The organism is Komagataeibacter diospyri (assembly GCF_043995075.1).
Classification (GTDB): Bacteria; Pseudomonadota; Alphaproteobacteria; order Acetobacterales; family Acetobacteraceae; genus Komagataeibacter; species Komagataeibacter diospyri.
On sequence record NZ_CP171836.1, the window covers coordinates 775,855 to 788,508 of the forward strand.

Genomic DNA, 12,654 nt, shown 5'->3' on the forward strand with positions numbered 1-12,654 from the left:
AACCGGTCCTGAATGACCGGGACAGCCACCACCAACATTCCGGGCGCATGTAACGCCAGTGCTGGCATGGACAGGTCAGACACCCGACACATATTTCCCGCGACAGGGGAAGACAGTCATCCAGTCCCGTATGCGGATTTCAGGAAAACACAGGGTTCATCCCACAACCACAACGGAGAGTCCGGGTGGCCATCACCTTCCAATCCTTCAAGACCACGCTGGGCAACATGGTTGCCAGCGCACAGGGCGCATGTCCTTCCCTGCTGGACCTGAATGTCGGCTCACCCGGTCGCGCCATGCTTGAAGCCGTGGCGGGGCTGGGGCTGTGGTTCCAGTTCATTGCGCTGCAGATCCTGTCCCGCACGCGGCTTGCCACCTCCATCGGGTCGGATGTTGACAGTTTCGTGCAGGATTTCGGCCTGTCGCGTGAACCGGGGACAGCGGCGACCGGCACCGTCACCCTGACATCGTTCACGCCGTCCAGCCAGTCCGCCACCATTGCGGTGGGCACCACGGTCAAGACGGCGTCGAACCTGATTTATGACGTGGTGGAAGACAGCACGAATGCCGCCTGGTCGGCAGCCGACAGCGCCTATGTCCGGCCAGCGGGCACGGCGTTCATCACCGTGCCAGTCCAGTGCGAGACGACAGGCGCAACCGGCAACGTCGCGGCGGGTGCCATCTGCCTGCTGGGCACGGCGGTTGCGGGCATTGATACGGTCACGAATGCCGCAGCCCTGACCAACGGCAGCGATGGCGAGACGGATGCGGCCCTGCGCACGCGCTTCGTGGCCTATATCAACAGCCGGTCCAAGGCGACGGTGGCGGCAATCGAGAACGCGGTAACGGATGTTTCCGCCGACCTGATCTATCAGGTGGTGGAGAACGTGGACACGTCCGGCGCAGTGCTGCCCGGCAACGTGGTGGTGTTTGTCGATGACGGGTCGGGCGACGTGTCCGACAGCGTGATTGATGAAGTCTATACCGCCGTGGACGATGTGCGCCCGGCGGCGGTGTCCATTCAGGTGGTGCGTCCCAATGTGGTGCGGCCGCCCGTGACCATGACCATCAGCGTAAACAGCACTGGCAACCTTGCCACGATCGAGGCCACGATCAGCACCAACATCGCAACCTACCTCAATGGCCTCGCCATCGGGGATGCGGCCAGTTACTCGCGCCTGATCCAGATTGCCTATGCGTCCAGCACGTCCGTCACCAACGTGACCGGGGTCACGCTGTCCGGCGGCACGGTGGACCTGCCTGCAATAACCGGCACGGCGTATCGTGCGGGGACGGTAACCTTTGGCTGATGTAACGCAGAACGGCTTTGCCCTGCGCATCCGCAGGCTGCTGCCGACCGGCTGGTTTCCATCGCCACCGGCTACGGGTGAAGTGGAACAGGCCCCGGTGCTGAACGCCCTGCTGCAAGGCTTTGGCAGCGTGTTTGCATGGATATGGGCCATACTGACTGGAACGGCGGACCAGACCCGGCTGGCGACCATGAGTGGCGCATTCCTGGACATGTTCGCCGCCGACTTCTTTGGCACGCTGCTGACCCGCAACCCCGGCGAAAGTGACGACGCCTTCCGCACCCGGATTGAGGAAGCGCTGTTCCCCTCGCTGGGCACGCGGCCCGATGTGGTGAACGTGATTGCCGATGAAGTGGGTAGCGCAGGCCGCGTGATCGAGCCACGCAACGCCACCGACTGCAAGGGTCTGGGCAGCCTTGCCACCCCGGCCATCGGCGGTGGCTACGGTTATGGCGTGACCACCCTGCGCTACGGGTCACGCGCGGTTCCCTTCCAGTTATTTGCCCAATTGCCAACCGGCGACACCAGCCAGCCCGCAACACAGACACTGGACCGCATTGCCGATGTGATGCCCGCAGGCGCCATCGCGTGGGTTCAGGACGTGGAGAACCCTGAATAATGGACAGACAGATCGTCTACCCGGCGCAGATACCGCTGGACAGTGACCAGTTGAATGCCCAGCGCAATGCCTATGTTGGTCTGGGCCAGCTTGCAGCCATGGCGTACGGATGGGCCACGGTGGCCGCCAGCGGGTTTGCCTGCACGCCGGGCAACGGGCTGGCGCTGGTGATTGGCCCCGGATCGCTGCTGGCCCCCGGCGTGGTCGATGCATCGACCTATGGCACGCTGGCGGCGGTAGCCAGCGCGCTTGTGCGCCAGTATGTCAGCCGCGACCCGGTCACACTGGCTGTGCCGGGGGCAGGGGCGACCTATACCGTATATGCCACGCCCGCCACTGTGGACACGGATGACACCGTGCTTCCGTTCTACAATGCAGCCGACCCGTCCGTGACCTATGCTGGTGCTGACAACAGCGGAAAGACCGCACCAACCGTGCGGCAGGACGTGGTACAGATCGGCATCGGCACATCGGTGCCCACGGGTGCGTATCCGCTGTGGACCGTCACCGTGGCCGCCGGGGCGACAGCCATTACGGCGGACATGATCGCGCAGGCGGCTGGCGCGCCGTTTTATGCAACCATCCCGGAACTGGCCAGCACTGCTTATGTTGATGCTGGTCTGGCCACGGCGGCCAGTAATCTCTCTGCCGAAGCCGCCATCCGTGCGGCGGCGGACGCCACGCTCACGACCAACGTAAACGCCCGCGTATCCGGGGTCTATGGCGTCGGGACGGGAATGTATGATGGCAAGGCCCTGATTCAGGGCGCGGCGGGACCGTCCTTCTGTTACAATAACGGTTCATCCGATGTGTGGTTGGGGCTGCTGTATGGCGTGCAGTCCTCCATATCTGGCGGCACCAAAACGACGATCAACGGCCAGAAGATGTTGATCTATTATATCAATAATGTTGAGGGGACCAACTTTCAGATTACGTTCCCTGAATCCTTTTCAGCCGTTCCGTCGGTCTTCGTGACCGCCACATCCGAATTCACCACCAATCTTTCGGCATGGATCAATATCGTGGCCGGAACCGTGACCGAAACCGGCTTCGAAGTGAACGTCAATGCCAATGAACCCGGCGAGGCCAGCACCCATGGCGCTGGCGTATGGGTCTTTGCATTTGGAGCGGCCTGAAATGAACATCAATGCGCAACCTGAACGCCAGCAGGCTTTCCCCGCCCGCTATTACGCCCAGTATGACCCTGCAACACGACAGGTGACGGGCTGGCATGACACATGGGCGCTGTCATCCGTCGCACATGTGCCGCCCGCATCCGGCATGCACCCTGTCACGCCGGAAGACTGGACCAGCCTGCCACGCCATCTGTCGCACCGCATCGGTGAGGATGGCGTGATCGTGCGCCACGTCCATGTGATCCCGCTTCCCATGCATGCGCGCCGCGCTCTGGCGGATGCCAGGCGGCATGTCTGGAACGAATACGGCGCGCTTGGTGAAACCGTTCCCGCCGAATGGATTGCCTACCAGAAGGCGCTGCTGGCCATCCGTGACGGCGCGGATGCCACCAGCGCGGTGCTTCCGCGTCCTCCCGCTGCAGCCTGACCGGAGACCCTGACCCATGGCCGATACGGCACAGAACTACATCCTTTACCGCACCACGGCCCTGACTGCGCAGCCAGCCAGCTACACGGACCAGTCTGGTACCACCGTGACACCTGCGGTTGTGACGCTTTTGCCTGCGGGAGAAGTCATCGCAACCCAGATGCTGACAGGTCTGGACGGTGTTACAGCGCCTGCCGGTCTGGCTTTCGCGCTGGATGCGGACGGCAGATATCCGGTCGGCAGCATCTACACGCCGCCTGCCGCTGCGTCCTGATCCCGCGCCCTGACAGTACGCGCCTGCCCGACCGCCCTTGAGGCGGTTTTTTTATGAGAAGATGAATGAGCGAATACATGACACCGGCCGTGCAGGCAGGGCAGGGCGCATCTGTGCGCTGCGCCACGGCAGAAGAAATGGCGCAGGTCCGGGAACGGCTGGCGAAGGTGGAAGGCGGCCATGACAACCTGCGTGATGGCCTGAACACGCTGTCGCGGCAGTTTTCCGACCTGCGCCGCGACCTGACCCGCACCGTGTCTGACAATGCCGCGCAGACGCGGCGCGAGATCATGGAACGCGTTGACGACATGACCGACACCGCCACCGCCCGAGACACCGAAATATCCGGCAGGCTGGCCCGGATCGAGGGCGGGCTGAAACTCACATCATGGGTGACGATGACCTTCATCGTGCTGGCCACCGGGCTGCTGGGCTGGGGACAGATTGGCGATGCGGCATGGTCGTTCTGCAAACGCGCATTTGGGTATGGACCATGAACGGACGACTTCCCCGAGGCATCCGCAACAATAACCCCGGCAACCTGGACTATGTCGGCCAGCCCGGCGCGCATCTGGAAACGGATGTGGGCAGCCCGCGCTTTGCAGTGTTTCCGACGATGGATGACGGCATCCGGGCATTGCGCGACCAGCTTGTGCGTTACGCCGTGCGCGGCCTGAAAACGGTGGCGGCGATCATCTCGACATACGCGCCCGCGGGCGAGAACGATACCGCCGCCTATATCGCCACATTATGCCGCCAGATGAATGTCGCGCCGGACACGGTGCTGGACATGGACGATCCAGCCATACAGCAGCACATGATCTACGGCATCACGATAATGGAAAACGGGCCGGGCCATATCAGCCTGACACAGATAAACCGCGCACTCCATACCGCATCCGACACGACCGGGACGCTGCTGACATCTGCATCATGGCGCGGCACGGAACACGACCATGCGCCCTGAACGCCACCAGTCAGTGCCGGATGTGGCGGTAGATTCACACTTCCAACCATGGGGCAGGATTAGCGGATGCGGCGCATGTCGCCCGCTCCCCGCAGGCTATCAAGGTGTCATATGAATCCCAAAACCAGATCGGTCACGCTGCTGCTGGCTGCAAATCAGGCCATACGCGGCAATTACGCAAAAATGGGCGGTCTGAGCGCGGCCGTTGTGTTCCTGCTCAACGAAGTGCCGGAGCAATACACGTTCTACGCTTGCGTTTTCGTTATCTCGTGCTCCGTAGCCTCGGCGCTGATAACACCGCCGCATGCAGGCAGCCGGTGGGTCCCAGCCTATCAGCTTATCACCACAATCGGGCTGAACATCGGCTGGGCGGAAAACCACTTCAAGCCCGGACAGTCAGGCGTGCGCGTGCCGCTGGTGGACAAACCCGCGGCAAAACAGGCAGTCGCCTTGGCTGGCATCCCGGTCCTGAACAGGAAGGGCAGACCTGAAACATCGTTGAAATAAGGGAAGACAGCCCCGGCGCTAGGTGGATGGCCGATGCATTCCGGGGCTGCATCCCTGATTGTACGTAACTTCAAGGCAAAAATATGTCTGCCGCCCACAAGGCGGTTTTTTCATTGGAGCATGCCATGCAGAACCTGTCCCGCCGCACTTTCCTGCGCGCGTCTTCCGCCCTGGTCGCCGCTACTGCACTGGTAGCGTGTTCCAGTACCCGGTCCGGCACTACCGCCACGATCACCTTGAACGTGGCCGAGGTCGTGGATTACGGCAACGCGATCCTGTCCTTTGCCAGCACGGCCATCAACGTATCGTTTGTGGCGTCAGCCATGGGGGCGGCAGATCTGGCACTGGCCAGCACGGTGATTGCCTCCCTCAGGGCCGCGCTGGCTGCATTCCAGACCGCAGCCGGCTCCAGCACGTCGGTTGCCTACGACAGTGCCAGCGTCAGGGCGGCGTTCGACAGCATTCTGGCCGATGTGGAAAAGGTGGATACGCTGATTATCGCGGTCATTACCGGCACGGCAGCCAACCTGTCCAGCAGCGTCGTGTCCGAAGCCAGAACGGCGGCAGGGGCGGCGGAGACGCTGATCTCGCTGCTCAGGGCGATGATCGACATGTCCGGCCCGCGTCTGCGCGCCGTGTCGCCCCTGAATGGGGATGCGGCCATCGGGCAGATCGCCATCTTTGCGGCATCCGGGGAATGACTACCCATGCGTTTGCCGGTCTGGGACTGTTCCTGACCGGCGCCGCGTTCTCGCAGGTGCTGGCGTTCGGCATCGCAGCATGGCGGGAGGGACATCACAGGCGGCGGATTATGGATACACTCGGCCCGCCTGCTCCTGATTCATCGGATCACAACAGCCTGCCTTTGTAATGTCATGCAAATTATCCAGAAATTCCTGGGGACGCTTTTATCTGTCAATAATTTGCATTTCCCGCTGTCCACCTGCGCATCAGGATGTCGCGTTGGATTTCTTTTTGTGCTCCGGCAGTCGCAATTCGCTGGCCAGAACCCCCGCCACAATGCACGCTGCCCCCGCCACCGATGTCGCGGGCAGCACATCGCCCGCGATCCAGCCGACAATGCCGCCCCATACCGGCTCACCCGCGTAAATGATGGTGGCGCGGGTGGGGGAAACAGCTTTCTGCGCCCAGTTCATGGCAAGCTGGATCAGAACGCTTGCAGCGCCAAGGCCCACGCCGCCCGCCAGCCATACCCACGAAAACGCGGGGAAATGTTCACCCGCCATCGGCATGGCCAGTAGCGACAGGAGACCTGTCACCACCAGTTGCACCACCGTGATGCGTCGGCTGTCGCCACTGCCGGCGAACCGCCCGATCAGGATGATTTCCCCCATCGTGGCCACGGCTGCCAGCAGGGTCGCGCATTCACCAAGACCAAATCCGCCCGACGCCGCCCCCGTGCCCGACAGCAGCATGAGCCCGCAGAAGGCAAGGCCGATGCCAACCCAGCTCATCAGATGGGGCGGGCGCCGCAGCATCACCCATTGCGCCAGCGGCACCATGGGCACGTACAGTGCGGTCAGGAAGGCGGACCGGCTGCTGCTGATGGTCCGTAATCCATAGGTCTGGCTGACATAGGCCACGCACATGCACAGACCGATTGCAGTGCCTGCACGTATTTCCGCCATTGTCACCCGCCGCAGCGCACGATGAAACATGGCGATGCCCATGAGGGAGGCTGTGACAAAGCGCACCCCGACGAACAGCAGCGGCCCGCAATACTGCTGCGCCTGATGTACTATCAGGAACGTGCCGCCCCAGAAGAAGGTCACGGTCATAAGCGCCACCTCCTGCCGGGAAACACGGATCAGCGATGGCATGACCCGCGTCCCTTCCTGCTGGTGGCCGCGACATGCGCCCGATGCATCATAAACATTTCCATAGGGCTTTTTCCCCGCGCCGGACAGGGGCTGTCCGGCAATGCCGTCCTTGTTGTTTCCATCCCGTTGTGACCCGTGCGTGGCGTACAGGCAACCCCGCCCGCATCTATCGTGTTGATGGAAGGACACTTTGCCACATCACACAGGGACCATGACCGCACATGACCATACAGCCATCATTCACACCGACCACCGTGGGGGAAGGATGGCTGCAACTGGGGGAACTGGCGCTGGCGTTCGTGCTGTCGGCACTGGTGGGGCTGGAGCGGGAGTTCCGGCAGAAAAGTGCCGGGCTGCGCACCTATACGCTGGTCGGGGTGGCGTCGGCGCTGTTCATGCTCGTGTCGAAATACGGGTTCAATAACATTCTCGACAGCGGGCGGGTGGTGCTGGACCCGTCACGTATCGCAGCCCAGGTAGTATCGGGCATCGGGTTCATTGGCGGCGGCGTGATCTTCATGCGCCGCGACGTGGTGCGCGGTCTGACCACGGCGGCGTCCGTATGGCTGACGGCGGCGCTAGGTATGGCGTGCGGGGCGGGGCTGATCGCGCTGGCGGTGGCGACGGCGGTAGGACACTTCATCATCATGCTGGGGTTTCCACGGCTGGCGCATCTGGTCCCGCGTGACCATGCGGCGCGCTCGGCCGGGCTGTTCATCTCCTACCCTGATGGGCAGGGCCTGCTGCGCAGCATCCTGATCCGCTGCACGCAGCTACGCTTCACCATCCACCGTGTCCGTATCGAACCACCGGCGGGTGCCACGGTGAATACCGACACATTGCAGGATCTGCATGACCGCCAGCATGATTTGATGTCAGCCCCGGGCCATGATGCCCATGCCACGGTCACGCTGTTCATAAAGGTGCGGGGCAGGCGGCCGCTGTCGCATCTGGTGGCGGCATTGTCGGATATTGATGGCGTGATTGGCGTGGAAACCGAAGAAGCCGACACCGACCCCGACTGAACCGCACCCACAGGACCAGAAGGCACGGACGCGCAGGCCGGGGTAATCAGGTCCGGGGTCGTCAGACCGGCAGGCTGACCCCGCCATCAGCCGTGCGTGCCACAGGGGCGGTGGCCACCACCGCGCCAATGGGCAGCGACGCGTACAGGTGGGGGAAAAGCTGCCCCCCGCGTGAGGGTTCCCACCGTACCACCGCCGGGTCCAGCAGGGACAGATCCACCGCCACCAGCACAAGTCCGGATTTCATGCTGAAATGTTTGTCCAGCGTGCCCGCCACCTGTCCGGCGGCCGACAGGTGAATGAACCCGTCCACGATATCGGCGGAAGAGCCGGAAAAGCTGCCCGCACGCGTCAGGGCATCATATTCGTCAGGCGTCAGGATCTTGTATACGATACGATCGGTCATGGAGGCTTTCCTGTCTGCACGGCGCGACCATAGGCCATGAGCGTGGTCCCGCCAACCGGGTCAGCGTGGGACCTGCCGCACGTAATGCCGCCCCGCGCGCAGCACCCATAGCGCGACCAGTGCTATGCCCACGCTCCAGCCCAGTATGGCGTAAGACCCGGCGGTGGACAGCACCACGCCCCCACACAGTGCACCCGCGCCAATGCCAGTGTTGAAGCCGGTGACACAGAACGAACACGCGGCCTCACGCTCCGCCGGAGCCAGTTCGATGGCGTAGCTTTGTGGTGTCAGGTTCAGCAGGGCCGCAACCACGCCCCAGATCACCATGTCCACCCAAACAAGTCCCGGCACCCACCCCGACGCCACCAGCAGCCCGTGGCACAATACCATGGCAATGATGGACTGCCCCATCGTCCTTCCCGCCGACCATGGCAGCCGCCCGCCAATCCAGTTACCGCCAATCCCCGCAACGCCATAGACCAGCAGCAGCAGCGGTACCAGTTTTTCCGGGCTGTGCGGAATGTCATGCAGCAGCGGGATAATGTAGGTATAGGCCGTGAAATGCGCCATGATGACCAGCATGGTCAGCATCGCGATATAACGCAGCAATGGCTGGCGCAGCAGCAGCATGATGTTGATGTGCCTGCGTTGGGAGGGTAGCGGCGGCAGCAGCGCCAGCAGCCCGGCCATGACCACCAGGGCTGCCACGCCGCATATGATGAACGCCGCCCGCCAGCCCAGCCATTGCCCGATGGCGGATGCCATGGGAATACCACAGGCGAACCCCATGGCCACGCCGGTAAACGCCAGTGCCGTGGCGCGCGTGACCGGCAGTTCGGGCGCCAGCCGGACCGCGACCCCCGATATGATTGACCAGAAAATGCCATGCCCCAGCGCCAGCATGACACGCAGCACTGCCATGACCGCGTAGCTGGTGACAAATGCGCAGGCAATGTCCACCACACCCGCCAGCGCCAGCAGCCCCGCCACCAGCACGCGCCGGTCCATGCCCGATGTCAGCAGCGTAAGCGGGATGGCCGTCAGCGCCACCAGCCATGCATAACCCGTGACCAGCATGCCCACGGAGCCATCAGAAACATTCAACCCGTGGGCGATGTCCGTCAGCAGGCCAATGGGCAGGACTTCGGTCACCAGCCAGACAAATGCTCCGATCGAGAGCATGCCGATACGCATCATGATTATGGACACCACAGTGGATTACAATGGATGCAGCACCCTGCGCGCAGGCAGTGGTATGCCCGGCCGCTTTAACCCCATCGGGGCGTTACGGAAAGGGGACAATCATGAAATCGTACCGGAAAAGGACGATAGGGGCTGGTCTTTGGCGTCGCGACGCGGCACCCTGTGATCGCCCCGCGCAGCAAGCCGTGCCATGCGCGGGTATCCAGAACAGAGGTCCAAGCGTCGTGATGCGCCCCCAGAATGACAATGCCAGTCCGGCCGTGCTGCATTTTCCACGCCGCAACATTCTTTCGCCACACGAAGCATCGCATTACCTTGGTATTCACCCGTTCCAGCTGCGCGTCATGAGATGGCTGCGTTGCGGACCCAAACCCATCTCCATCAACCGCCAGTCGCTCTATACCGAAGCCGAACTGCGCAATTTCCGCCTTGGCCTGCTCAGCGCGGTGGGGGTGGAAGAACACGGCGGCCCCTACCGCGAAATACACAGCCGCGCCGTGGCGGAAGCAGTCGGCGAAGAAGGGGAAACTTCTGCGGCAGACCCACTGCTTGTCCTGCTGTCAGCCAACCTGATCCGGCGACGGGCCATGGGGATTTCCCTGTGGGGCATGCTGGTGCTGGGTGTCGGTATCGACCTGATCCTGTTCTGACCGCAGGGCTGCACACGCGACACGCACGGCAGGGCAGGGCAGGGAGCTGGAAACAAAAAAAAGGGGCGTCCCATGCCGGGACGCCCCCTTATTCGCGCTACGATCGCTGCAGATTACTGCTGCTGACCTTCGTGGTCATGGTCGTGTTCACCGCCATGCTCACCTTCGTGCTCACGGTCACCGTGTTCGCCATGTTCGCGATCACTGTGTTCGCCGTTCTGGCCGTTTTCTTCATGGTGCTTACCATGATGCTTGCCGTGGTGTTCACCGTGGTGCTCACCATGACGGCCCTGTTCGTTGTTGTCTTCAGCGTGGGCAACAACCGGCAGGGAAAGACCGAGAACTGCCGCCAGGATAAGGGACTTTTTCATGTATATAATTTCCTTGTTTACCAATCGGGTTTTAGAAAACTGCCAACCCCCTATAAAATAACAACCAGTAGCAAGGAAGCCTTTACCGGTAAATTATTTGTAACAGAATGCATCATACCAGCGATTATCGCAGAACATTGTTGCCTGTACGATATATTATGCTTCCTCATGCATGAAACCGTCTTCAGGGCGGATATGGGCCGCTTCATGCGCACGCACATAGCCGCGCCGGTTTTTCCATGCATGGATCAGGGCTTCGCGCCATTCTTCATGCGGCTCTTTACGGGGTTTGGGGGTAGAGACGGCTTGCGTATTCATGATCCGGAAACCTCCTGAGGGAGCCAGCACAGGCGCGGGCAGGAACAATCTAACAAAAACACCTGGTCATGAATGTGATGATTATATGAATCCGCCATCACTGCTACGCGACTGCCACACCAACCGGACCTCTGGCATACGCCCAATTATTACCAATAAATTAATCAGAATTACACAAAACTGTCATGCGACCGCAGCATAATTAAGGAAATTATTCCTTTCCTATAAATTATTACCACGTGTTCCTGATAACAGGCATTGGCTGTATCTTTTTGTAAAAATGTGATGCCTTTCAGTTCCCGACAATCCAAAAATATTACAACTTTGTAATCTAAAGAAGGCATTATGAAACGTACGGTCATCATGCCTGTACTCGCCGTTGCCGCATCCCTGCCGGCAGCCGCATGGGCACAGTCCTTTTTTTGGTGAGCACCGTGAAGGGTACTACGAAGGCCATTACGGCCGACGCTAAAACAGCCGTTTTCGTCTGACGGACTGCAAGAAACTGATCCCGGCCATGCCGGGCCTTCCCGTCCTGTCATCCGGTCGGACGACAGGCATGAAAGGCGTATCCAGTCCTGCCCATATGGGGCGGTGAAACCGGATACACCTTTCGCGTCTATGCGGATGCCGCCAGCAGGGGCAGGACGGTATTGGTAACAACATGCCCGGACAGCGCCACCCGCGCCTGCGATATATCACTTGACCGTTGTGCCCCGACATCAGCCTGGTTCAGGTGTGCGCGGCGGTAATCCGCTGCCATGTCCTGAAATCCCGTCCCGGTGGGGAACATGATGGTGTGGCTTGCCCTGATCGCAGCAGGCATGTTCGAGGTAATATGGGCCACCATCATGAAGGCTTTACCCGCCTCTGGCCTACGGTGGTTATACTGGTGGCGGCAATGATCACCTTTGCCCTGCTGCTGTGGTCCATGCGCCGATCTATGCGGTGTGGACGGGGAAGCCGGGCGGTGGGGATTTTCCTTGCCGGTATCGTCCAGTTTGGCGAAACCGCCAGCCTGGCCCGCATCATTGCTGCGTTGCTGATCCTGACTGGCGTGGTCTTCATGAAATCCGCAACCGCGTGAATTCATTCATCCATGTTGCCCGTAGGCGGCGTGGATGAAGATGAAGGGGCCGCTCCCCCACCATGCCGGGTGCCGGGTATGTTCGGGTTGCTCGGGTCCTTGCGCGGACAGGGATGGGAATGGCCGTGTCCGGTATCCTGTGTCCGGCACTGGCTTTCCGGGGTATTGGACATGGATGTCGCGCTACCATGTTCGGGCATGGTCTCGACCGGCATTCTGGGGGGTGTGTTGCCCTGTGCATGGGCTGTCGTGTCCACGCATAGCGCGAACGCCACAAGCGACGCGATACGAAGGGGGCGTGCGGTCATTATCGTTCATCCTTGTATGGTAACGTCGCGACACGCGGCGTCGCATTGTAACGCCCGTCATTATTTCCAGTTCTATTTCATATTCATTCCAGAGCATATGAAAACGGCTGGCCGCAACCAGCAGTCCCGGCCGGATTAATCGCAACCCCTGCCATGGTGTCACGTTCACCCGCCAGCACGACAAACCAGTGTCTGGAGGCATGAA

General features: G+C 61.3%; 20 protein-coding genes. 13 read left to right on the forward strand and 7 right to left on the reverse strand.

The window, feature by feature from the left end; genetic code table 11:
* Positions 1–185 precede the first annotated feature (185 nt).
* The 10 genes from ACE2AA_RS03550 (at position 186) to ACE2AA_RS03595 (ending at position 6,111) form a co-directional block, all read left to right on the forward strand.
* The gene (locus ACE2AA_RS03550) at positions 186–1,310 is read left to right on the forward strand and encodes a baseplate J/gp47 family protein (RefSeq protein ID WP_395371207.1); all 1,125 of its coding nucleotides are present in this window, start codon (positions 186–188) and stop codon (positions 1,308–1,310) included.
* On the forward strand, positions 1,303–1,929 hold the full coding sequence (locus ACE2AA_RS03555) for a hypothetical protein (protein ID WP_395371208.1): 627 nt from the start codon (positions 1,303–1,305) through the stop codon (positions 1,927–1,929). Before ACE2AA_RS03550 ends, ACE2AA_RS03555 begins: the two co-directional genes overlap by 8 nt.
* Positions 1,929–3,065: an H-type lectin domain-containing protein gene (locus tag ACE2AA_RS03560; protein ID WP_395371210.1), complete on the forward strand. Its 1,137-nt coding sequence runs from the start codon at positions 1,929–1,931 to the stop codon at positions 3,063–3,065. Before ACE2AA_RS03555 ends, ACE2AA_RS03560 begins: the two co-directional genes overlap by 1 nt.
* A 1-nt stretch (position 3,066) precedes the next feature.
* Positions 3,067–3,492 carry a hypothetical protein gene (locus tag ACE2AA_RS03565; protein WP_395371211.1) on the forward strand — a complete coding sequence of 142 codons (426 nt, stop codon included), beginning with the start codon at positions 3,067–3,069 and terminating at the stop codon, positions 3,490–3,492.
* Positions 3,493–3,508: 16 nt separating this feature from the next.
* Entirely contained in the window at positions 3,509–3,766 is a 258-nt protein-coding gene (locus ACE2AA_RS03570) for a hypothetical protein (protein WP_395371212.1), read from the forward strand.
* 65 nt (positions 3,767–3,831) lie between these two features.
* Positions 3,832–4,263: a hypothetical protein gene (locus ACE2AA_RS03575; RefSeq protein WP_193557725.1), complete on the forward strand. Its 432-nt coding sequence runs from the start codon at positions 3,832–3,834 to the stop codon at positions 4,261–4,263.
* On the forward strand, positions 4,260–4,733 hold the full coding sequence (locus tag ACE2AA_RS03580; protein ID WP_395371214.1) for a structural protein: 474 nt from the start codon (positions 4,260–4,262) through the stop codon (positions 4,731–4,733). Before ACE2AA_RS03575 ends, ACE2AA_RS03580 begins: the two co-directional genes overlap by 4 nt.
* A 183-nt stretch (positions 4,734–4,916) precedes the next feature.
* Complete coding sequence (locus tag ACE2AA_RS03585) at positions 4,917–5,240, forward strand: hypothetical protein (protein ID WP_141262537.1); 324 nt, start codon at positions 4,917–4,919, stop codon at positions 5,238–5,240.
* A gap of 125 nt (positions 5,241–5,365) precedes the next feature.
* Positions 5,366–5,941, forward strand: a complete 576-nt coding sequence (locus tag ACE2AA_RS03590; protein ID WP_141299864.1) for a twin-arginine translocation signal domain-containing protein — start codon at positions 5,366–5,368, stop codon at positions 5,939–5,941.
* Positions 5,938–6,111 carry a hypothetical protein gene (locus tag ACE2AA_RS03595; protein WP_395371216.1) on the forward strand — a complete coding sequence of 58 codons (174 nt, stop codon included), beginning with the start codon at positions 5,938–5,940 and terminating at the stop codon, positions 6,109–6,111. Before ACE2AA_RS03590 ends, ACE2AA_RS03595 begins: the two co-directional genes overlap by 4 nt.
* A 79-nt stretch (positions 6,112–6,190) precedes the next feature.
* On the opposite strand, the gene ACE2AA_RS03600 is transcribed toward ACE2AA_RS03595, so the two are convergent.
* Positions 6,191–7,081 (reverse strand): DMT family transporter, encoded by an 891-nt coding sequence (locus ACE2AA_RS03600; protein ID WP_141262526.1) that lies wholly within the window; start codon positions 7,079–7,081, stop codon positions 6,191–6,193.
* A 221-nt stretch (positions 7,082–7,302) separates the two neighbouring features.
* On the opposite strand from ACE2AA_RS03600, the gene ACE2AA_RS03605 reads away from it, so the two are divergent.
* Positions 7,303–8,106: an MgtC/SapB family protein gene (locus ACE2AA_RS03605; protein WP_395371218.1), complete on the forward strand. Its 804-nt coding sequence runs from the start codon at positions 7,303–7,305 to the stop codon at positions 8,104–8,106.
* Positions 8,107–8,167: 61 nt separating this feature from the next.
* On the opposite strand, the gene ACE2AA_RS03610 is transcribed toward ACE2AA_RS03605, so the two are convergent.
* Together ACE2AA_RS03610 and ACE2AA_RS03615 are read right to left on the reverse strand one after the other, a co-directional pair.
* On the reverse strand, positions 8,168–8,512 hold the full coding sequence (locus ACE2AA_RS03610; RefSeq protein WP_141262528.1) for a DUF952 domain-containing protein: 345 nt from the start codon (positions 8,510–8,512) through the stop codon (positions 8,168–8,170).
* Between the two features lie 60 nt (positions 8,513–8,572).
* Positions 8,573–9,709 carry an MFS transporter gene (locus ACE2AA_RS03615; RefSeq protein WP_227000758.1) on the reverse strand — a complete coding sequence of 379 codons (1,137 nt, stop codon included), beginning with the start codon at positions 9,707–9,709 and terminating at the stop codon, positions 8,573–8,575.
* Between the two features lie 233 nt (positions 9,710–9,942).
* Between ACE2AA_RS03615 and ACE2AA_RS03620 the strand changes: the two genes are divergently transcribed.
* Complete coding sequence (locus ACE2AA_RS03620) at positions 9,943–10,365, forward strand: hypothetical protein (RefSeq protein ID WP_395372113.1); 423 nt, start codon at positions 9,943–9,945, stop codon at positions 10,363–10,365.
* A 113-nt stretch (positions 10,366–10,478) separates the two neighbouring features.
* Here the strand turns inward: ACE2AA_RS03620 and ACE2AA_RS03625 are convergent, their stop codons facing one another.
* From ACE2AA_RS03625 to ACE2AA_RS03635, 3 genes are all read right to left on the reverse strand, one after another.
* Positions 10,479–10,736 carry a hypothetical protein gene (locus tag ACE2AA_RS03625; protein ID WP_395371221.1) on the reverse strand — a complete coding sequence of 86 codons (258 nt, stop codon included), beginning with the start codon at positions 10,734–10,736 and terminating at the stop codon, positions 10,479–10,481.
* A gap of 156 nt (positions 10,737–10,892) precedes the next feature.
* A complete protein-coding gene (locus ACE2AA_RS03630; protein ID WP_162851916.1) occupies positions 10,893–11,054 on the reverse strand; it encodes a hypothetical protein in 162 nt (53 codons plus the stop codon).
* A gap of 619 nt (positions 11,055–11,673) precedes the next feature.
* Complete coding sequence (locus tag ACE2AA_RS03635) at positions 11,674–11,907, reverse strand: hypothetical protein (RefSeq protein ID WP_395371223.1); 234 nt, start codon at positions 11,905–11,907, stop codon at positions 11,674–11,676.
* A gap of 39 nt (positions 11,908–11,946) precedes the next feature.
* On the opposite strand from ACE2AA_RS03635, the gene ACE2AA_RS03640 reads away from it, so the two are divergent.
* Positions 11,947–12,141 (forward strand): hypothetical protein, encoded by a 195-nt coding sequence (locus ACE2AA_RS03640; RefSeq protein WP_395371225.1) that lies wholly within the window; start codon positions 11,947–11,949, stop codon positions 12,139–12,141.
* Between the two features lie 2 nt (positions 12,142–12,143).
* On the opposite strand, the gene ACE2AA_RS03645 is transcribed toward ACE2AA_RS03640, so the two are convergent.
* Entirely contained in the window at positions 12,144–12,449 is a 306-nt protein-coding gene (locus ACE2AA_RS03645) for a hypothetical protein (RefSeq protein WP_141299868.1), read from the reverse strand.
* Between the last annotated feature and the right edge of the window lie 205 nt (positions 12,450–12,654).